Genomic DNA, 21,144 nt, shown 5'->3' with positions numbered 1-21,144 from the left:
GTAATTCTCCTTCAGATTTCAATTCTTTAGATTTCATTTTATAAAAAGGCAGATGGGTGAAATCTATTTGATCTGCTTTTTTACTGGCGTCTTTATTTTGGTCTCACTCTCCTGCAAAAAATTAGATTTAAGAACAAGCAAATATATTCCTGATAATTTCCCCTGTTTTTATGCATGAACTCATAATACTCAAACCTTTGGTATTCAGACGTTATAAAATTTACTTCCAACAATACCCTTCTGTTTCTTCAATTCGAAGCTGAGAGTAATACATATCTTATCATCGATGTGGGTTTTAATTTTTGCACTCAATTTCTTCAGAAAAGCGGAAATGATCTCCTGGTCTTTTATTTTTTACCCTGTGATGAACTTCTGAAAAAAGAATCTTTTTTTGCTCAGATACCAGTTTATTCTTATCCGCAAGCGTGTTGCCTATACGGTGTAGTTTATTGTGGTTTCGAACTACTATAATCGACAGGAAAACGATAAGGAAAAAGGAGCCAATACTCACCCAGAGGGTTCTCGTTATTTCAAGTGCAAAATCATCTTCCGGTAAAACCGATACAATATTGATACTTCTGGTTTCAGATATTTGATACGGTTTTAAAATCCCCCACCACTTTTCACCGTCAGCAGTAAAGTTGAATGCCTCATGATTTTCATCTTCTCTTAGAACTTTAATTAATGCCTGGCTATTTAACTGTTCCGGTGATACCTGCAATTTTGAACTTAATTGGGCCACGGAGAGGTCGGGGCTCAATTTATGTAGTGCTATGACCCTACTGTTATCGGAGGTTAATAAAAAAATGTTTTGATTCCTGGTTAGTTCAAGGTCATCAACAAAGACATTTAAATCACTTAACGTTAAATCAAATGCAATAATTTTAAATTTGGTATCTGGCGTATCGCTTTTAAATAATTGGGAAGCGGTAATCCCAATTTCTGGGCCGGTCGTGTATTCATAGGGGTTAGTCCAGAATATTTCTTCTCCAATTTTTTTTGCGCCTTTGAACCACGGTCGTTCTCTTGTATCAATTGCAAGACTATCTTCCCACTCCTCTATTGCAGTAAGTGAATCCCCTAATTCCCATCGTTTCCATTTTTCAATGAAACCCCATTGATCAACAAACACTTTTCTGGTCAGCCATTGATCGTCTACCGTATCCGGTATCACATTAAACTCATAGCCCCGGGAATCGGCAAGCCCCACTGATGAAATAGGCTCATAGTTTTCGATGAGAGAAATGTTGTGAAGTATTGCCTTATCCCTTGGCAAATCCTCCCAAAAACCTGAATCATACTGTTGATCTACAGCATTAATTAAGTTATAAATACGGTCAAAAAAGTTGTCAAGTTCACTTTCTGTCTGGTTGACCGACTTCGTAATAAGCTGGTCTGCAAATCTTTGTTTAGCTAGGGAAATTTCATAAATGACATACCCCATTAATAATACTGAAATTATAATAACGCCATATGCAAAGTATTTTGCGTGTGTAGTCAGTAATGCCTGCAACGTAAATAGCTTTAATATAAAAATCCGTGTAATGCCCTAGGCATAAAAACCTATTTTTATGTTAAAGGCAAGATCTTCAAAGGAGGGAAACTGTTTAAATATGTAAAGAGAACAACTCCACTGCGATGCTAAACTCAACTTTCATCAAGAAATTTATGTAAGCATAAATGTTCAACTACAATAGGAGAAGATAGCGTCAGATAGTAATGCTATCATGTTTTCAGATCTCATGAATCATCAATGATGCTGCCCCTATAACTCCGGAATCGCCGTGGAGCTGGGCGGGTACAATGGCCAGGGATTCGGTTGCTGCCTTCAGGGCTCGTTCATGTACTCTTTTTTCTACCATCGAAAGTAGGCCGGGAAGGTGCTCGGGCACGCCGCCACCCACGATTATACGCTCTGGATTCAAGATATTTGTCAGTCCCGCCAACCCCGCACCCAGGGCATCCGCCACCCGGTTGACAAGCTGACGAGCCCGTTCATCATTTTTATGATATGCCTCAATAACATGTTTGGCTTTGATGTTTTGGATCTCACCACCGGCCTGCTCCAGGATCAGGCTCCCCGATTCTGGATCCTTCTGGATCGCTTCGGCTGCATCCCGGGCCAGTGCCCAGCTGCCGGCCAGTGCTTCCAGGCAGCCCCTGTTTCCACAATGGCAGGCCAGTCCATGCATATCTACCGTCATATGCCCGATTTCGCCCGCCGTATTGCTGGCCCCTTCCAGCATCTTCCCATTACTGACAATCCCACCCCCGATACCGGTACCGATAAAAATGCAGACCAGGTGATCGCAATTTTTTCCCGCCCCATACAGCCATTCTCCCCAGGTAATGGCGCGGACATCATTAAGCACGATAACGGGAAGCTGTAACTTATTTTGAAGATCCGATTTGATGGGGGCATTCTCCCAATTTAAGTTGGGGGCATATTTAACGAGACCTTTCCCCTTGTCAATTTGGCCCGCAACTCCAATTCCCACTCCCACAGGTGGCGCCCCCTTGTGGTTGTTGATTAATGTTTCTACTAAAGAGATGATTTGCTTTTTAACGGCGGCATACCCGTGAGGGACATCGGTTTCAATGAGCATCCTTTCATGAATTTGTCCCTTCTCATCTACCAGGGCCGCTTCAATTTTTGTTCCTCCCACGTCAATCCCTATCGCACATTTCATTTTATTCAATTTGATCCTTGTTCTAATGCTTTCCGGAAATATTATCCATATATCTTACGATATAAAACAAATATAAACAGTTACTTAGCTATATTTTCACATCTTCCCTTTTAAACTATTTTATTCAATTTTTTTGCCAATTTAATAGGGGAAAGTATGTGAAAGTCATTACCGATGCATTATTCAAACAATGAGTGTAGGTGAAAATTCCACATCGACAGCAAGCTATTGCTTACATCAATGCTATAGTCGCTGGTTGTATTTTGGAAAACATGCAAAACGACAAACAAACCCATGAAGAAATCACTGCACATTCTCTATGATGAATACCGATCCAAAGAGATCATGCGGTTTTTGGATATTCTTCGCATTCGAAAGTGCAGCTACTATGCGAGCGATTTACTACAGGTAGAAGACGATAAGGCTAAAATAGTTGAAAATTCAGTGCAGCGTACCATCGAGATTTTCAAAACCCTGAACTTGCCGATTGGGGATCATTTCTACAGGATCTACCGCGGCAACCCCGACTATATCTATAAAGATTGGAAGCTGTCCGAATTAGCCTGTATCTATATGATGATGAATGGTGATCCCACAGATCTCAGCAACTTGGCCCGGCAGCAAACCAATCTTATCGATCAAATGCTGCAGTATATGCACCCCTACCAAATAGCTCATAAAGAGTAACTGTTACCATTGGATAAGAACCATATATTCTTCAGCTAGCTTTAAATAATTTTTTGCTCTTTCCCTCCATTTGGGATCTCCCTGGTACTGTTCTTCCCTGAGGTGGCGAACAGACAACAGCGCCCGGATAATTGCTCTATAGCTTTTATAAAAGCTGATTAGTTTTGCTGGAGATGCATCTTCAGCGTGTTTTGCATAATGCCTGATGAAATATTCCCCGACCCAGGGTGCTCCAAACCGGTCACATTCCAATCCCAGGAAGGCCAGGTCATCAAGCACATCCAGCGTTCGCAACTGCTTGCTGAACTCCAGGCAGTCGATGACAGCCGGGGGATCCAGGCAGATATGATCCGGTTTCAAATCGCCATGCCCTTCAATAATTCGTCCTTCAGCAATTCGTTTTTTGAACAGATCAACATGCTCATCAATAAATGCCATCTGTTTATCATACGCTCGATTTATCATCGGGTGATTTATATTAAATTCCGGAGACAGTAGCTCGGCCCGGGACTCTTCCAGCGTTGATTTCATCTGTTCCAGCTGTTCTTTTGGCAATACATGGAGCGGTTGGGCATCCAAATAAAAATTCGTGAGCAGTTCCGCCGCCGGTTGTAGTTGAACTTCGGATATCTTTGTACCGATTTTTATCCTCTGTTCCAGCATTGTTTTTTTTGGAAGCCGCTTCATTTTAACCAGCCAGTCAACGGCCCGTTCTCCTTCTCCCAGCACAAGATTTCCCTCCTTATCTACAGAAAGTGGAGTAACCCCCAAGTAGATATCCTCGGCCAGCCGTTTGTTAAGTCTGATCTCCTCCAGGCAATTGTGATGTCGAGCCGGCGGAGTCAGTAATTTCAAGTGATCGTAGCGAAACGGGATTTTTAGTTTATAGACGAACTGGTCGGTCAGGAACACCCAGGACATATGCGTTTTGACTGCTTTGACATCGGCGGTGGGATGAGGATAGTTTTTCTTCTCTTTCAGGAAGCGGACTTTTTCCTCCAGGGAAATATCATCTGATGCAATACCCGTTTCTCGGTCCGATACAGCCATAATTCAGGATTATTCATCAATGGGATCCATCAGCTCAATGAGCGATCCGCCGTTATATAACCGTAAAATTGCCTCTCCCAGCAGGGGAGCGATATCCAGCACTTTTACTTTTTGGTTGATTAATTGCTCGGGCAGCCTAAACGGGGGAATGGAGTTCGTAATGACGATTTCCAGTAGTGTTTTTTCCTGAAGTACTTCCGCAGCTTTTCCCAGGAAGGCGCCGTGAGTGGCCGCGGCATATACCTCCCGAGCATTCATCTCTACGCACGCTTTGGCAGCCCGGGCCAGCGTCGTCCCGCTGCTGATCAGATCATCAATAATAATCACGGTTTTCCCCTCGACCTGTCCTACCACCGTTTCTCCGCTCACAACCCCTTTGCTGCGTATTTTTTCGAGGAATACAAGCGGGATGGACTGGCCAGTGGCCCGCTCCATCCGCTGCCGAAACTGCTCGGCGCGCTTCACGCCACCTGCATCCGGGGACATTACGGCTAGTTCTTCCTGGCCAAGTGCCTTGGCAAAATATTCGGCAAATAGTTCCTGGGCTTCCAGGTGCTCCGTACGACAACGAAACCCATTCTGATAGGCCTGAAGGTTGTGTACATCCATGGTAAGGATTCTGTAAGTGTTTACCGCCTCAAACAGCGTCCCGATGTACCGGGTGGTGACCGGGTCCCGCGGCTTGGTTTTCCGATCCTTTCGCATATAACAAAGATAGGGGGTAATTGCCGTCACCTGTCGGGCGCCGGCATCCCACAGGGAACCGATAAAAAACAACAGTCGGCACAGCTTGTCATTGACGCTCTGCTGGTCATCGGCATATAACGACTGTACAACATACACATCACCGTTTCGCACGTTTTCAAGTGAGCGGATTTTGTGTTCCCCATCCTCGAAATCGCGCTCTTCGTGTTTGCTTAAGGGAATCTTCAGCGTTTTGGATATTCCTTCTCCCAGTTCCCGGGATGTATTAAGAGCGAATAACTTGAGGTCACTTTTGCCTGCTTTTGCCATATATTGAATGATAGCCGATTACTTATTGACCGATTCCGTTAAGAATTGACGGATCCTGTTCAGGCTCCTGAGCGTACTGTATTCTTCTTCCGGGATATCCACCTTTAGCTCTTCACTGAGCGCCACCATCATGTTGTAAAAATCCATCGAATCGATATCCAGGGCACGGCCTAAATCCTCATCGGGCTGCAGCGTCTCAAGGTCCGCTTCCGGGGCTACCCGGTGAAGGTGCTTTTTAATAATGGCAATGATATCGGGTGCACTCATAATGTATCCGGATGCTGAAGTTGATCGTTTAGTGTTTCCAGGAAACGGGAGCCGGTATGTCCGTCGGTGGCGCGGTGGTCGCCCGCCAGCACGGTGGAAAGCACGGGCCGAATGCCGATCGATCCGTCGACCGCACGGGGGCGTTCCGTGATCTTTCCAAACCCGACCAGGGCCACCTGCGGGGGATAAATAATGCCATACACTTTTTCGGCGCCCCGTTCGCCCAGGCTGGTGATGGTCATCGTGGAACTGCTCAGTTCCCGGCTGCGGAGATGACCTTCCCGGGCCCGCATCACCATGTCGACAAATTCTGCTCGAATTTCGTCCATTGATTTTATATCGGCATTCAAGATCGCCGGAATGACCAGTCCGCCCCGGCGCAGCGAGATCGCAAATCCCACGTGAATGCCCTCCTCGATATGCATCGCCTCGTCCGTCCAGAAGCCGTTCAGTTCCGGGACCTCCGACAGGCTATTGGCCACCGCTTTTATAAGCAGTACCGGGGGGAGCAGGCGTTCATTGACCGGGCGTTTTTTGTTCTGTTCCTCCAGCCATTCCAGTGACACTTTCATATCGATTTCTGTCTCCAGGTAGTAGTGCGGTATTTCCCGGTTGGACCGGCTCATAGCTGTGGCAATCGACTGGCGCATGTTTTTCTGTGTTTCCATAGTAGATATCTTTTCCGCCATCTCCACCTCTTTATCAAACGTTTCATCAGCCGTCGCTTGTTGAGCAAATGCTTCTACATCTTTCCGATGGATGGTGCCGCCAACTCCCGATCCCTCCACTTTGCTGATATCGACATCCAGATCCTCGGCCACGCGCCGCGCCAGTGGAGACGCCTTAATCCGGTGCAATGAGACTTCTTTTTCTTTCGATTTTGGTTTCCCGGCAGGGATTTTCTGCTCTCCATTTCCTGTCACTTTCTCCTTCTTCTCTTCTGGAGCTTCCGTCAATTCCACTTTCTCCTTCTTCGTTTCTCCCTTGCCATCGATAACTGCCATCACCGATCCCACCGGCACCACATCACCTTCTTTGGCCACCAGTTCTGTGATGACGCCGTCTTCGAAAACCTCGATGTCGATCAGTCCTTTTTCCGTATCTATCTCCCCGATGATGTCGCCTTTTTTAACGGTATCGCCGGGCGCTACCAGCCATTTGATCAGCTTGGCCTCTATCATCTGGGAACCCAGGCTCGGCATGATGAACTTACCCATGGAGACCTCCCATTTTTTTGACAGCATCTACAATGTTTTGAGGTTGGGGAAGGGCGGCCTGCTCCAAATGTTTGGCATACGGGGCGGGTACCTCCTCGCCACAAACCCGCTCCACCGGGCAGTCGAGGTCGTAGAAACAGTGCTCCATAATCCGCGCGCTCAGTTCCGCAGAAATACCGCCGCTCTTCCATCCTTCATCTACGATAACGACACGGTTTGTTTTTGCCACGGAGGAAAGAATCGTTTCATCATCAAGGGGCCGCAATACGCGCAGGTCCACCACTTCGGCCTCAATGCCCTCTTCGGCCAGCATCTCGGCAGCTTCCAGGGATTTATACAGCCCAATGCCATAGGTGAGTATCGAGACGTCACGGCCCTGGCGTCGAACTTTGGCTGACCTGATGTCAACGGTTGCTCCATTGCCCGACCATTCTTCCTGGTAATTATAGAGGGTGGAATTTTCGAATATCAGTACCGGGTCGGGATCTTCGAGCGCCGGCCACAGCATGCTGCGCGCATCCTCAATTGTAGCTGGGACCAGGATCTTTAGTCCCGGGATATGGGCATACCATCCCTCCATGCTTCGCGAGTGCTGGGCGGCCAGCTGCTTGCCCCCGCCCGTGGCCATTCGGATGACAATGGGTACATTAAATTGTCCGCCGGACATATACTGCAGGATGGCTGCCGTGTTAATAATCTGATCGGCGGCCAGGAGACTGAAATTGACGGTCATTATTTCCACGATTGGACGCATACCGGCCACCGCCGCCCCGATTCCACACCCGGTAAATCCCGACTCCGAAAGCGGGGTGTCGATAATGCGATCTTCTCCAAACTCTTTCAGCATTCCCTCGCTGACGTTGAAGCAGCCGCCGTAGCGACCCACATCTTCCCCCATCAGGAATACGCGGTCGTCTTTTTGCAGGGCCTCACGCATCGCCTCTCGTACTGCCTGGCGGTAGGTCATCGTTTGTTGTGTTGTAGTTTCCATGGTTCCTTCCTTGTTAATCACTGTAAACATACCGGGCCAGGTCTTCGACCGGTTCTTCCGTGCCATTTTCTGCAAATTGAACCGCGGCCTCCACTTCATCCGCAACCTTGTCCTGCAATTTTTTTAGCTCTTCTTCGGAAAGGATGCCTTCAGCTTTCAGTGTTTCCGTGAATGTGGTTATGGGATCCCGCTTTTTCCACTCCTTGACTTCTTCTTTGGTTCTATATCGTTCGGGGTCAAACATGGAGTGGGCCCGGTAGCGGTAGGTCTGGCACTCCAGGAAAAACGGCTTTTGCCGCTCCCTGACGTATGTGATGGCTTTCTCGCTGGCCTGCATCACGGAAAGTACGTCCATGCCGTCAACATGTTCGGCCTTCAGATCATAAGATTCCGCCTTTCTGACGAGGTTGGTCTCCGCCTCGGCAAGCTCGAAGGGCATTCCCATGGAATAGAGATTGTTTTCACAGACGAACAGGACCGGCAGCTCCCAAAGGGAGGCCAGGTTCAGCGATTCGTGGAACTCCCCTTCATCAACAGCACCTTCTCCAAAGAAGCAGCAGGCGATGGCGTTGTTTTTTTGCCTTTTATAGGCAAAAGCCACACCTACCGCCATCGGCAGCCCGTTGGCCACAATTGCGGATCCACCGAAAAAATTGGTCGCCTTGTCATACAGGTGCATCGATCCGCCCCGGCCGCCGCTGCACCCCTCGGCTTTGCCATACATCTCCGCCATAATGCTGTCCATGGATACTCCACGGATAAGGGCATGCCCATGCTCCCGGTATGTCGCAACAATACTGTCTTTGGGCTGCAGATTTTCGATGACGCCCACGGCCACCGCTTCCTCACCGTCGTACAGGTGCAGGAATCCCCGGATCTTTTCCTGTGTATAGAGCTCATACGCTTTCTCTTCCATCGCCCGGATACGCTTCATCTGGTGAAGAAGATGCACCTTCTTTTCATTTCCAATAGTTGTGGACGTGGCGCTTTTCGGGGCCGCCTTCTTTTTTGTTGGCATCTGTTTCTCCTGTTACCGTGATTATTTTTCAACCTTTTCTCTTTCCTGGTCCCTGAGCAACCGGCGCATGATTTTTCCGCTTCGGGTTTTTGGCAGTTCATCGGTGAACTCGATCTCTTTCGGGGCCACGGCCGGTCCCAGTCGTTCCCGCGCAAACCCTTTAATCTCCAGGTTGAGCTCTTCGGTCGCTTCAAAATTACTCTTCAGGGTGACGAACGCTTTCACCAGTTCACCCATCATCGGGTCCGGCTTTCCGATCACCGCCGCCTCTGCCACGGCCGGGTGCTCCATCAATATATTTTCCACCTCGAATGGGCCCACCATATGCCCGGCCGTCTTGATGATGTCGTCGGCGCGACCCACAAACCAGAAGTAGCCATCCTCGTCGCGGCTGGCCAGGTCACCGGTGAGATACCAACTGTTGGCAAAGCATTTCACATATCGCTCATGCTCATCCAGGTACCCCCGGAACATTGAGGGCCACCCCGCTTTCAGGGCCAGGTGACCGGAATCACCAGGCGTGTTTATCAGGGCAGGTTCAGCTTCTTTATTGTCGGGTGTGATGATGGCAGCTTTGATCCCCGGCAGCGGCTTGCCCATCGATCCCGGCCTAACCGGCATGGAAGGATAGTTGGCGATCATAATGCCCCCGGTTTCGGTCTGCCACCAGTTGTCGAGAATCGGCATGCCCAGTGTTTTCTGTGCCCAACGCACCGCTTCAGGATTCAGGGGCTCCCCCACGCTGAGAATCAGTCGCAGTGCACGCAAATCGTACTCTTTGCGCACATCAATATCCATCCGCATGAGCCGCCGGATGGCCGTGGGAGCGGTGTACCAGACAGTGACCTTCTGTTCTTCGAGAATGCTATACCAGAGCCTCGCATCAAATTCGGCCTCCACCACAATGTTGGTGATGCCGTGCATCAGGGGCGCCAGGATGCCGTACGAAGTGCCGGTCACCCAGCCGGGATCGGCGGTGCACCAAAACCGGTCGTCGGGGTGAAAATCCAGCACATACTTGCCGGTGATGTAGTGCGTCAGGGCGGCCTGGTGTACATGTACGACGCCTTTGGGCATGCCGGTGGTACCGCTCGTGAAGTGCAGCAACGCCCTGTCTTCGGGGGCTGTGGCAACAACTTTAAAGCTGCTTTTGGCCCGACCCATCAGTTTTGGCAGGGAGCGGATGTGGTCGTTCTGCTCTTTTTCCACATCGGTCAACAGCACATATTTGAGATGTTCAAGACGATCCATCAGCCCGGCTACTTTCTTCCGGTACAGCGTCTCCGTGGTAACCAAAACCTTGGCTTTTCCCTTGCTCAGTCGCTGGTAGATCGGTTCAGGACCGTAGATGGAAAATAAAGGGCAATATACGCTGCCATTTTTGAGGGTGCCCAGCGCCGTGATATACAGTTCCGGTATGCGACCCGTCAGCGTGCATACTACATCTCCCTTCTGAATGCCCAATTTTACCAGCACATTGGCAAAACGGTCGGTCTCCTGCTTCAGTTCATTATATGTAAACTCCCGGCTTGTCCCGTTTTCGGCGATCCAGCGCAACGCCACCTTTGCTCCCTTTTTCCCCACAGCATGCCGGTCCACCGCTTCATGGGCTATATTTAAGCCTTCCCGGCCGGGGAAACCTGATAACTCGTCAAGAACCTGTTCCCACCTAAAGGATTTATACTCCTGCTCGTAATTAGCCATATTGGGGGAAACAGGCTGAACTGGGGGTTCTATGATCTCTTTCTCGGGCATTGGATTCTCTCATTTTTTTCATTTGATAAAAGTATATCCAATCCGGGGGGACAGGCGACAGAGGGAATCCATGCTTTAGCTTGTAGATGGATTTCCTACATCAAAGTGATGGTAAAGTCAGATCAGTTTGCTAACCGTAATAGTCGACCCTACAAGCGTATCCGTCAATTTCCTATAGCAAGAGAGCCATAGAATGGCCAGTATTAAATATAGCTGGTAAAATAATTCATTCAACCGGATCATGAAAATAGAACTGGATATACCCGCTGATGACGTAATGCTGAAAGGTGATATCGTGGTGCCGGATAATTCAAAGGGCTTAGTAATCTTTTCTCATGGCAGTGGAAGTAGCCGGCTAAGTCCACGCAATCGTTTTGTAGCTTACACCCTTGAAACCCAAGGATTTGCCACGTTGCTTTTTGACCTGCTGACAGAGAAGGAAGATCTAAACTACCAAACACGGTTCGATATTGATCTTCTAACCCAGCGACTTGTCAAGGCAACAGAATGGCTCAAAAGTCAACAAGATTACAAGCAGCTGAATGCAGGATATTTTGGAGCCAGCACTGGGGCCGCTTCGGCACTGAGGGCTGCCGCAGTATTGGGGCCTGAGGTTGTGAAGGCCGTTGTTTCCCGCGGTGGACGCCCGGATTTGGCCGAACGGGTATTGGAATCAGTCAAAAGCCCCATATTGCTGTTGGCAGGTGAGTTGGACACCCCGGTGATCAAACTCAATCAGCAGGCGTTCAAAAAGATGCGTTGCATCAAGAAGCTTACAATTATTCCCGGCGCCTCGCATCTTTTTGAAGAACCGGGAACGCTTGAAGAGGTTACGCGTCATGCAAATGAGTGGTTTTTGAAATATCTCTATCGCTATCAAAAAGAAATCGAAAAAGATTTTATAAAGTAAGGAGAAAATCAGAATGGAACGCAAGAAAAAAGGACACATCTTTAAGCAGGATCGTGCCCGAATATTCAAAGATGAACGATCCGATGTGTATCGGGAGAAGAAAAAATACAAAGAACCTACAAAATGTCCGACCTGTGGAGCCTCATTCATTGAAGGACGATGGAGATGGGAAGAGGTTTCTGAACAGGCATATAAAGAGCTGTGTCCCGCATGCAGGCGAATTCGGGACCATTATCCCGCTGGAACTGTGGAAATAAGCGGATCCTTCTTTGAGGAGCATCGCAAGGAGATTATGCACATGATAAAAAACCTGGAACGGACAGAGAGCCAGGAACATCCGCTGGAACGTATTATGGAGATAGATACAGACAACGGCAGCACCCTTATTTCGACCACGGGCATACACCTGCCCCGGCGAATTGGTGATGCATTAAACCAGGCCTACCGGGGAGAACTGGAGATCTCCTACGATGCTGAAACCTATATCCGTGTAAGCTGGAACCGGTAAATGACCTGGACAGCCAAAAGCGAGCTATTGCCCACTGGAGCTGGAAATTCCAATACAAAAAGTTCTGAACTCATCATGGAGAAAGGAAATGAAAACTACAGCACTACTGCTTGTACTATTTGTCGGAGGGCTTCCGGATACCGTTTTAGCACAGATTAAAGGGGTACACGAAGGCGATCATATCAGGATCACCGCTCCAGCTGTTTCGGATAGCATCATTACAGGCCAGGTGGATAGCATTACGCAAGACAGGATTCTGGTTACAGGAGTATACTCACCAAATTCCTGGACGGAAATTCCCATCAATGCTATTGAACAGCTTGAAATACGCAAGGAAGTTCGGAAAACAGGTCGCGGTGCACTGGTCGGTGGGGGCATAGGTGCCTTTACCATCGGAATCATTACCCTGGCTTCTAATGAATCTTGTGATCCTGATGATCAATGGTGCACCATTGAATTTTCGGATGGTGAAGCATTTTTGATGGGTGCAGCCGCTGGTTCCCTGGCAGGGGTGGTAATCGGGGCAATTATTGGCTCTGCCTCTAAAGGTGAAAAATGGGAAAGAATACCGGTAGAAATAACCAGCACTCCCTTAAGCGTACGTATGTTTGATCGAAATAACAGGCATGCTCTGGGGATCAAACTTACATGGTCATTTTAGACCGGTTCAGAAATGTTCAAACGAAAGTTTCTATACGATTTTGGAGTTTCCCAGGACGATCCCCAAAGCGAGCTTCGAGCGCTGAAACCGGTTCCGGGTGATCGAATCTTGTGCATCGCCAGCGCGGGTGAAGTACCGCTTGAATTGCTGGTTAACACTCATGAGTCAATTAAAATCGATGCCGTGGATATTGCGGAATCACAGCTGTTTCTCTCCAATCTCAAGCTAAAGGCGGCCGCAATTTTAAAAACCGAAGAGGCAGCCCTTTTCCTGGGATACCTGCCTTCAGATACAGCGAACAGAACAGAGTTATTTAATTTGATCAAACCGGAGTTGCCTGCCTCGGAAGTGAAATACTGGAGGAATCAGAAACGGATATTCGAGCAAGGCCCTATTCATCTCGGCAGGTATGAAACCTACATCGCCCGTTTTTCCCCGTTGGGACGATGGCTGTTGGGGGGCTACCACAAAATGTTGGGATTATTTGAGACGAGAAGTATCGAGGAGCAGAAAGCGTATTTCGATCAGAAGCTACGGACCGGCCTGCTGAAAAATCTTTTCAAACTGATGTTTCATCGTCGTCTTTATCGCAAAGGGGGCATCGCCGAGCAAGGCTTAATTCATATGGGGGATCAGAACATCGGGCTGCGGTTTTATGCCAAGTTCAGAGGTTTCTGCACCAACACCCCGGTTCGCCAAAACTGGATGCTGCAACTTGTGCTATTCAACCGGGTACTGTTTGAAGAAGCCCTGCCCTCCTATCTCACGCCAGAAGGCCGGGAGCGTTTACAAAACGAGCGGGACCGCCTTCAGTTCATCAAAATCTCATATACAGATATTCTGGATACGGCGGACCGCGGCCGATACAACAAATTTGCACTTTCAAACGTCAGCGACTGGCTGACGGAGGAGGACTTCATGACGCTGATGGAGGTCATTTCCCAAAAAGCCGGTGAGGATGCCCGCGGATTGATCCGTTATATCCATTCGTCCGGCATCGTTCCTGCACAATTGCCTGGCAACATTCAGCTCAATTATGCATCGGGAGAGCGGCTGTTGGAACAGGATCGATTCCCCTTCTACAACCTGGTCCCATTTACAATTACCGGTGATGAAAATTAAACAAATTGACAATAAATCGATCGATTCTTCCCGCTATGAATTACGAGTACTGGGACAGGAATGGAACGAGAGACTGCTCCGTTTAACAAGCCAATCACCGGTAAAAGCCGGGAGATTTCAGATCCATTTTGACCGCTCTCCGGATATCTTCGCGATTCCCAGACTAACCTCCTATAACTACCGTTGCCTGGGACTTTTCAGGAATGATGAACTCTTGGGATATGTGTTCACATCGTACCAAAAACGGTATATCAACCAACGTGTTACCGATGTGATTTACCTGGGAAACATGCATGTGTTCCAACATGGGCTGGGTCGGGAGTTCCTGAAATTATTGTCAGATCGCCTGTCCGGGATAATCTCAAAAAACAGGCAGATCAAATTCATTTATGCATACATTATGGATCGAAATATTCCTGCAATGAAGTTGTCTGAGCACGGATTTTTTTCTCCAAGAGTTGTCGGTCAAATTTCGATGGTCAATATTTTACTGCTGTTCCCAAAACAGTTAAGCCGTACATACACCGTCAGGAGAGCTCAGCCAGCGGACATCAATGCCATTGTAGAGCTGCTCAAAGAAGAGCATACAAATAAATTCCTCGCTCCAGAAATGAACGGGGATCTCTTTCTGCAAAATCTTACTCAAAGGCCCCTATTCGGCATTGAAAATTATTTCCTTGCTCTATTGGGAAATGAAATAGTGGGAGTTTGTTCAGCATGGGATATGACTGCCCTCAAAAAGAACCGGATTCTGAAATATGGTCTCAGGATGGAACTCAGCCGCATGCTTTACAACCTGGCCGCATCGATTGCCGGAGCAGCCCGCTTGCCGAATACGGGAGAAGCCCTTCGCGATATTACTATTGCAGAGTACGCCGTAATGGATCGGGATCCCGCAATTATGGAAGCCCTATTGCGATACGTTTATAACACGTTCCGGCAGGACGGATATCACTCAATGATATTTGGAGGGGGTGCCAATGACCCGTTGTTGGGAGCAACAAAACCATTCATTGCAAGAGAGGTCCGATCGAACGTCGTACTAGGGACCCTGCACAAGACGCATCCGGAAATCAAAAACACAGGACTAATCTATGCGGATGCCATACAGATTTGAGAACCTGCATAATCACATATACTACTATAAATACCTTCTACAGCAAAAGCACCGAATTCGTCAATGCTTCCAGGTATTCACCGGGGTTCTGAGTCAGGTTGTCGCGCGAGATGATCAGCAGTTCATTGCGGTAGTATTTCAGCTCTTCGGGAGAAAGGTCGTGGTGGCGTTCACTGATCTTTTTCACGGTCTCAAATGAGACCGAAAGCGGGGTGTTGCTTTTCATATCGTCCAGGTTCAGATCGAGTTCGGCCGGCCAAAACAGGTAGGCCCTCCGGTTCATGATATCTGCCAGGGAGACTGTCCAGTCTATAACCGGGCTGCTGCGGTCAGGCGTGCTGCAGATCCCGATAAATGACTGCGGCCAGTTGCTGCCGGCATTCCAGACCAATACCGGCACGGGACTTTGTTCAGCCAGCTCTCTTGCCGAGCGGCTCAGTTTGTAGGGATGCCTCACCGGATGTTCAGCCCGCCGTACCACAACCAGGTCTACCCGGGCAGCGGCATCCAGTTGCTCTTTATTGACCACGCCCCGAACCTCGTGGTAGCTATAACGGATATTCATCAGCCGCCCGATGTCAGTGAGGGTGGTTTGCAGCAGCCGTTTCAACGCTTTTGACTGAATGGTAATATGCTGTTCGGAAAATGGAATAATCTCTCCGGTATAGCTGCTTATTTGCTGGGTAAAGCTGTGTTTGCTGGCTTCAAACCACTCAATATCCTCAACATAAAGGGCCAAAAGCTCAGCATCTGCTTTATGAGCCAGCTCAGCCGCTATTTTCATAAGTGTTGTGGTTCCAGTCGAGGAGTCCAGAGCGATCAATATTTTGGTCAGGTTCATGAGTTGCTCTCCTCTTTCTGTTTTAAGCCGTTACCCGGCATAGCATATTGCTGGCGGATGGCGGCATATCGGTCCAGTTTTTCCTCAACCAGTTGATTAATGCTTCCTTTGGGGAACCGGCCTTCAATATTTCTCCGGCCCATCTCCAGGTCGGTCAGCAGCTCCATTCCTGCATCGATGGTTTCGACGGGATAAATATGGAATCGACCCTTTTCAACTGCCTGCACTACGTCATGCTTCAGCATCAGGTTTTTGACATTGGCCCGGGGTATCAGGACCCCCTGCTCGCCGGTCAGGCCGCGCTCGTTGCAGAGATCGAAGAAACCCTCAATTTTTTCGTTTACGCCGCCGATAGGCTGAATCTCGCCATGCTGGTTGACCGATCCCGTGACGGCAATTGACTGTTTAAGCGGTATTTCGCCGATGGCCGAAAGCAGGGCATACAATTCGGTGGATGAAGCGCTGTCTCCCTCTACCCCGCCGTACGACTGCTCAAACACGAGGCTGGCATTGAGCGAAAGCGGCTTTTCGGAGGCGTACCGGGCGCCCAGGAATGATGAAAGAATGAGCACCCCCTTGGAGTGAATGGGACCGCTCATCTCGACCTCCCGCTCAATATTTATGACCTGCCCGCGGCCCAGCTGAACGCGGGCGGTTATCCTTGTGGGATGACCAAACATGCTGTTCCCCAGCATTACCACCGACAGGCCGTTGACCTGTCCCACCTTGCTGCCTTCGGTATCGATAAAAATATTCTTGCGGATCATCTCTTCACGGATACGGTCGCGCAATCGTCCAGATCGATAGATCTGTTGCTCAATGGCTTGTTGTACCGCATCGCGACCGATGACCTTTTTGCCATCCTGGCCGGCCCAGAAATCGGCCTCTCGCAACAGGTCAATCACTTTTTGGATGTGCGTGCTGACTTTCTCGTTGTCGCTCACCATCCGCGAGGTGTGCTCAATCATGCGCGATACAGCGCCGCGATCCATCGGACTCAGATTATATTTGCGGAGCAATCCCGCAATAAGCCGGGCATAGAGGTGCTGGTTATCGCTATTCCAGTCGATCTCGTCTTCAAAATCCACCTCCACCTTGAAGAGATTCATAAAGTCAGGATCATAGGCACAGAGCAGGTAATAGAGGAAACGACTGCCGATCAGCACCACCTTCACATCCAGGTCTATTGCGGCGGGTTGCAGGGTAACGGTACTGAATAGCCCATACATATCGCCCGGAGACTCCACTTTTAACTGGTTGCTTTGCAGTGCGCGCTTCAACCCCTCCCAGGCAAAGGGCTGGGTAAGCAGACGCAGCGCATCCACCAGCAGATATCCGCCATTTGCACGATGCAGGGCCCCGGGACGGATAAAGGTAAAGTCGGTTGTGAGAGTCCCCATCTCCGAAACATGCTCAATCCGGCCAATCAGGTTATTATACGTGGGATTATCCTCGTAAATGACAGGCGCACCCCTGGCCGTGGCATTGTCGATCATCACGTTCACGCCATACCGCCAGAGTACGGGATGCTCGCTGGAGGGGATGTTCGTCTCCTGCTTCCCGGTCATCGCCTGGATAAATGGATTTGTACCGCCGGGGTTGATGATCCCTTCCACATGTTCCACAATATCATCCTGAACATGCTTCAGGTATTCCAGGACTTTCGGTTGACCACTGAATTCGGCTTCTATCTCCTCGAGCAACCCACGCACCGAGAACTGTGTGAATTCCTTGTTCAATTTTTCGCGCATCGCCCGAAATTTACGCTGCCGTTCGGGGACCTGCCGCAGCACTTTTTGAAGTTCTTTCTGGAAGATCTGGATCTGTTCTTCAATCGCCTTGCGCTCCTCCCCGGTAAGCTGCTGCATCTCTTCCCGGGTCATCAGCCGGTTGTCTTTGGTGGGTGCGAACGAATATCCCACGGGCGTTGTGATGAGGGTCAGCCCCTGCGATACAGCTCGCTGCTGAAGCTCAGAAAAGGCGGTCTGCTCCTCCTCTTTGAGCTGCTCTTCAATAGTCTGCCGGCGATTCTGGTATTCCTCACTCTCAAATGCGCTGGTAAGTACATTCGGGAGATCATCCGCAAGACTTTCCATCATCGTGCGAAGCCGCGCTGCTTTACCCGCCGGCAGCTGCAGTGCAATGGGCTGGTGCTCATCCCCGAAGTTACAGACGTAGCTCCAGTCGGCCGGCACCTCCTGGTTTTCCGCTTCGCTCTTGATGAGTAGTTCCAGCAGATTGCGTTTGTCCGTCTCTTCCGCTCCCAGCGCGTAGATATTGTAGCCGTCCCGATGCATCCGAATCCCGAAGTTTGCCGATGCCAGCGCACGGTCCTGCCCGATCATCTGCTGTTCCAGCGGCTCGAGCTCATCGGTGGTCGAAAACGTAAAATCCTCCGGGTTGCAGTTTCGATACAGCTTGTCTATTGAAAGTTCATTACTGGTTAGCATAGATTTGTTATTCATAATGCGCCTCTTTGTTTATTTTCCAGTCGTTGTTGCTCAGCTGCTTTTGACACCGAGCGCTTCACGTTTAGCGGTCACGAATTTTTCTACCCCGTTCCACTCTCTCGTGTTTATGATGTGCTCTCTCTGGCACCAACCGCGGCGGGCTGTTGTCACCCCCTGGCTCATGTATTTGAAATTGGCCAAATCGTGGGCATCCGTTCCTATTACGAGCATTACTCCCTTTTCAATAGCCATTTTGGCCCATTCTCCGCTGATGTCCATCCGCTGGGGCTGGGCGTTGATCTCCAAAGCCGTGCCGGTTTCAACGGCCTTGGCAATCACTTTTTCGATATCCAGCGGGTAGGCCTTTCGCTTTCCAATCAGGCGGCCTGACGGGTGACCGATGGCGTTCACGAACGGGCTCTCGCAGGCGGCCAGGATACGATCGGTATTGTCGCGGTTAAAATGGCTGTGAATGGAAGCTGCCACCCAGTCCATCTGCTCAAGCAGACTGTCTTCCAAGTCAAGCTTTCCGTCCGGCAGGATGTCCACTTCCACTCCCTTTTTAATGAAGTGCCCGCCCATCTTTTGGTTGATCTGGTCAATCTCTTCGAACTGTTCCAGGAACCGCTGTTCATTGAGTCCCCCGGCTATGCGCGATGACTTGGAGTGATCGGTGAGCACCATGTAGCTGTAGCTCATTTCATCCCGCGCATATCGAGCCATCTCCTCTATGGTTTGGAGGCCATCAGACCACTTGGAATGGGTGTGGAATTCCCCCTTTATATCATCCACAGTTACTAACGTTGGCAGCTTATTTTGAGCCGATTGTTCAATTTCCCCGGTGTTTTCTCTCAGTTCCGGCGGTATCCAGGTCAGCCCCAGTTTTTTGTAGATACTTTCCTCTGTCTTGCCGGCGATCCTCGTTTTTTTACCGGTGGATTCATAGAGTCCGTACTCGTTTATTTTCAGATCCCGATCTTTGGCGATGGTCCGCAGGTGCACATTATGCTCCTTCGATCCGGTAAAATAGAGCAGCGCAGCGCCCCACTCCTCGTCATCAATAATACGCATGTCCACCTGCCGATGCGCCTGATCGATGACCATGCTGACTTTCGTATCTCCTTTGGCAATCACTTTGCGCACGCCCTCCATCTCCGCAAAAAAATCAATAATACGTTCTCTTTTCTGGGGCTCGGCGGATACCAGCAGGTCAATATCTCCAATCGTTTCCCGCCCTCGCCTGATGCTGCCTGCCACCTGTACCTTTATCACTCCGGGCTGAGCTGACAACTGTTCGACCAGCCAATCCGCAATCTCGATGGCATCCGCCAGCAATATTCGCTGGTCAGCCTTTTCCTGCTCGTTCAATCCTTCAAGAATATTCTGAACCGATTTTTCCCTGAATCCCTCCAGCGCTTCCACGCGGCCATCCTCCAGGGCCTTAACCAGTTCCGCCCGCGTTGTGATATTCAGCTCTTTCCAGATCGTTTTCAGGGTTTGCGGTCCGAGGCCCTTGACGTCCAATAGTTCGATAAAATCCGGGGGAATTTCTTTTTTTAGCTTCTCATATTTTTTGATCTTGCCGGTTTTTACATACTCCCGGATCTTCTCCGCGATGCTTTCCCCGATGCCCGTAATTTCCTCCAGCTGATCATCGGTCATATAGTTTCGGATATCCTCTTGCAAGTGCTCAAGTACCGTTGCGGCCTTCTGGTAGGCGGTTACACGAAAGCGGTGTTCCTCTCCCTTGAACCGGTATATAGCTGACAATTCGGAAAATATTTCTGCCAGTTCTTTATTGATCTTATACATGAGTTACAGCCTCCCTGCCTCCATTCCGGGAAAGTGATCTGAACACGATACATTCATGAACGTTATTCATGTCGATCGCTCCAACCAGTTGATTACAATCCCTTCATCAGCGTTTCAGTTAAAACTAAATATTCAGTCGTCACACATGAATGTTACTGAAATACTACAGAAAGAGTGTCTATTGATTGTCTGAATAATCACAGTTTTTCGTGTAGGAATAGTGCTATATGGGCGGTAAGAAAAACTCCTAACGGGGTATTTTAACGCGAACTTGATCTGTTTCTACCGATCTCCTGTTTGTTTCTTTCTCTCCCCTCCATCTGGCATAAACGGCATCCAAAAACAATTGCTCCTGTTGCCTGAACAGCTTAAGCATCTCTTTTCGGTCAGCCCCCTTGATCAAATTACTTATCGCAATAGCTGACGCCTCATCGGCTTCCGGGAACCATTCATACAGGAATCCCTCTGCGGCAAATATAAATTCCGGATGTTCCAGGCCGGCTGCCGGTGCCGGGAGCTGGGTACTGTTTATGTTATCATTCCATTGAGTGGCGGATGCGTTGATCGGCAGCCCAATTCCAATAACCAACAAGAGTACTGTTATGTAAGATATTATTCTCACGCTCCACCTCTTGTACTACGAATCTTTCGTTCAAAATTTAGCAGCACATTTTCATACTTGATGACTACACAGATCTTACCCTTTAAGAATACCATCTGTTAACATCTATGGATGTAATATTGTGTCAGCAGTAATTGTAGTGATTGAGATTATTGCATTGTAAGGGAAAACAGGATGGACATTCCATTTCGATTTAAGAAGGTTATGCAAGTCTAAGTTTATCCCCTTCACTATCCTTGTACTGTTTCCCCTTACCTAAAAGCATATGTTTTACTGTCATTCAATGACCAAGTAGAGAGGGATATTTAAATTGATCTAGTTCTTATTGCGATAAACAGCAGTAACATCAGGAGGATGATCTCATGAACAAACTAATATTATCAGGTTTGATGCTTGGATTGCTGGGAAGCTT

At 48.9% G+C, this 21,144-nt stretch carries 19 protein-coding genes; 6 read left to right on the top strand and 13 right to left on the bottom strand.

Features of this window, described 5'->3' with window-relative positions:
• Positions 1-295 precede the first annotated feature (295 nt).
• The gene (locus ACG2E4_RS09705) at positions 296-1,513 is read right to left on the bottom strand and encodes a hypothetical protein (RefSeq protein ID WP_395276413.1); all 1,218 of its coding nucleotides are present in this window, start codon (positions 1,511-1,513) and stop codon (positions 296-298) included.
• 220 nt (positions 1,514-1,733) lie between these two features.
• Positions 1,734-2,690 carry an ROK family protein gene (locus tag ACG2E4_RS09700; protein ID WP_395276412.1) on the bottom strand — a complete coding sequence of 319 codons (957 nt, stop codon included), beginning with the start codon at positions 2,688-2,690 and terminating at the stop codon, positions 1,734-1,736.
• 294 nt (positions 2,691-2,984) lie between these two features.
• On the opposite strand from ACG2E4_RS09700, the gene ACG2E4_RS09695 reads away from it, so the two are divergent.
• Positions 2,985-3,377, top strand: a complete 393-nt coding sequence (locus ACG2E4_RS09695) for a hypothetical protein (RefSeq protein ID WP_395261680.1) — start codon at positions 2,985-2,987, stop codon at positions 3,375-3,377.
• Positions 3,378-3,380: 3 nt separating this feature from the next.
• Here the strand turns inward: ACG2E4_RS09695 and ACG2E4_RS09690 are convergent, their stop codons facing one another.
• From ACG2E4_RS09690 to acsA, 7 genes are read right to left on the bottom strand one after another with little or no spacing between them, the layout of a single operon-like run.
• The gene (locus ACG2E4_RS09690) at positions 3,381-4,427 is read right to left on the bottom strand and encodes a hypothetical protein (RefSeq protein WP_395261681.1); all 1,047 of its coding nucleotides are present in this window, start codon (positions 4,425-4,427) and stop codon (positions 3,381-3,383) included.
• Positions 4,428-4,436: 9 nt separating this feature from the next.
• A complete protein-coding gene (locus tag ACG2E4_RS09685) occupies positions 4,437-5,441 on the bottom strand; it encodes a ribose-phosphate diphosphokinase (protein ID WP_395276411.1) in 1,005 nt (334 codons plus the stop codon).
• 18 nt (positions 5,442-5,459) lie between these two features.
• Positions 5,460-5,708, bottom strand: a complete 249-nt coding sequence (locus tag ACG2E4_RS09680; protein WP_395276410.1) for an acyl carrier protein — start codon at positions 5,706-5,708, stop codon at positions 5,460-5,462.
• Positions 5,705-6,952 (bottom strand): dihydrolipoamide acetyltransferase family protein, encoded by a 1,248-nt coding sequence (locus tag ACG2E4_RS09675; protein ID WP_395276409.1) that lies wholly within the window; start codon positions 6,950-6,952, stop codon positions 5,705-5,707. The genes ACG2E4_RS09680 and ACG2E4_RS09675 overlap by 4 nt, the downstream gene beginning before the upstream one ends.
• The gene (locus ACG2E4_RS09670) at positions 6,918-7,916 is read right to left on the bottom strand and encodes an alpha-ketoacid dehydrogenase subunit beta (RefSeq protein ID WP_395276408.1); all 999 of its coding nucleotides are present in this window, start codon (positions 7,914-7,916) and stop codon (positions 6,918-6,920) included. The genes ACG2E4_RS09675 and ACG2E4_RS09670 overlap by 35 nt, the downstream gene beginning before the upstream one ends.
• A 13-nt stretch (positions 7,917-7,929) precedes the next feature.
• A complete protein-coding gene (gene pdhA, locus ACG2E4_RS09665) occupies positions 7,930-8,934 on the bottom strand; it encodes a pyruvate dehydrogenase (acetyl-transferring) E1 component subunit alpha (RefSeq protein ID WP_395276407.1) in 1,005 nt (334 codons plus the stop codon).
• A 21-nt stretch (positions 8,935-8,955) separates the two neighbouring features.
• Positions 8,956-10,689: an acetate--CoA ligase gene (acsA, locus tag ACG2E4_RS09660; RefSeq protein WP_395276405.1), complete on the bottom strand. Its 1,734-nt coding sequence runs from the start codon at positions 10,687-10,689 to the stop codon at positions 8,956-8,958.
• Between the two features lie 241 nt (positions 10,690-10,930).
• On the opposite strand from acsA, the gene ACG2E4_RS09655 reads away from it, so the two are divergent.
• From ACG2E4_RS09655 to ACG2E4_RS09635, 5 genes are all read left to right on the top strand, one after another.
• Positions 10,931-11,599: a dienelactone hydrolase family protein gene (locus ACG2E4_RS09655; protein WP_395276404.1), complete on the top strand. Its 669-nt coding sequence runs from the start codon at positions 10,931-10,933 to the stop codon at positions 11,597-11,599.
• Positions 11,600-11,612: 13 nt separating this feature from the next.
• Complete coding sequence (locus ACG2E4_RS09650; protein ID WP_395276403.1) at positions 11,613-12,107, top strand: BCAM0308 family protein; 495 nt, start codon at positions 11,613-11,615, stop codon at positions 12,105-12,107.
• Positions 12,108-12,195: 88 nt separating this feature from the next.
• Complete coding sequence (locus ACG2E4_RS09645; RefSeq protein ID WP_395261690.1) at positions 12,196-12,768, top strand: hypothetical protein; 573 nt, start codon at positions 12,196-12,198, stop codon at positions 12,766-12,768.
• A 12-nt stretch (positions 12,769-12,780) separates the two neighbouring features.
• On the top strand, positions 12,781-13,890 hold the full coding sequence (locus ACG2E4_RS09640) for a DUF3419 family protein (protein ID WP_395276402.1): 1,110 nt from the start codon (positions 12,781-12,783) through the stop codon (positions 13,888-13,890).
• On the top strand, positions 13,880-15,007 hold the full coding sequence (locus ACG2E4_RS09635) for a hypothetical protein (protein WP_395276401.1): 1,128 nt from the start codon (positions 13,880-13,882) through the stop codon (positions 15,005-15,007). The genes ACG2E4_RS09640 and ACG2E4_RS09635 overlap by 11 nt, the downstream gene beginning before the upstream one ends.
• Before the next feature lie 37 nt (positions 15,008-15,044).
• Here ACG2E4_RS09635 and ACG2E4_RS09630 read toward each other — a convergent pair whose 3' ends face one another.
• From ACG2E4_RS09630 to ACG2E4_RS09615, 4 genes are all read right to left on the bottom strand, one after another.
• Positions 15,045-15,848 carry a universal stress protein gene (locus tag ACG2E4_RS09630; RefSeq protein WP_395276400.1) on the bottom strand — a complete coding sequence of 268 codons (804 nt, stop codon included), beginning with the start codon at positions 15,846-15,848 and terminating at the stop codon, positions 15,045-15,047.
• Positions 15,845-18,313: a Lon protease family protein gene (locus tag ACG2E4_RS09625; RefSeq protein WP_395276399.1), complete on the bottom strand. Its 2,469-nt coding sequence runs from the start codon at positions 18,311-18,313 to the stop codon at positions 15,845-15,847. Before ACG2E4_RS09625 ends, ACG2E4_RS09630 begins: the two co-directional genes overlap by 4 nt.
• A gap of 36 nt (positions 18,314-18,349) precedes the next feature.
• The gene (gene polX / locus ACG2E4_RS09620) at positions 18,350-20,110 is read right to left on the bottom strand and encodes a DNA polymerase/3'-5' exonuclease PolX (RefSeq protein WP_395276398.1); all 1,761 of its coding nucleotides are present in this window, start codon (positions 20,108-20,110) and stop codon (positions 18,350-18,352) included.
• A 247-nt stretch (positions 20,111-20,357) separates the two neighbouring features.
• Entirely contained in the window at positions 20,358-20,699 is a 342-nt protein-coding gene (locus ACG2E4_RS09615; protein WP_395276397.1) for a hypothetical protein, read from the bottom strand.
• Positions 20,700-21,144 lie beyond the last annotated feature (445 nt).

Source organism: Halalkalibaculum sp. DA384, from assembly GCF_043951955.1.
Classification (GTDB): domain Bacteria; phylum Bacteroidota; class Rhodothermia; order Balneolales; family Balneolaceae; genus JAMQKA01.
The sequence above is the reverse complement of the archived record's forward strand: the minus strand, read 5'-3'. Positions and strand labels throughout refer to the sequence as shown.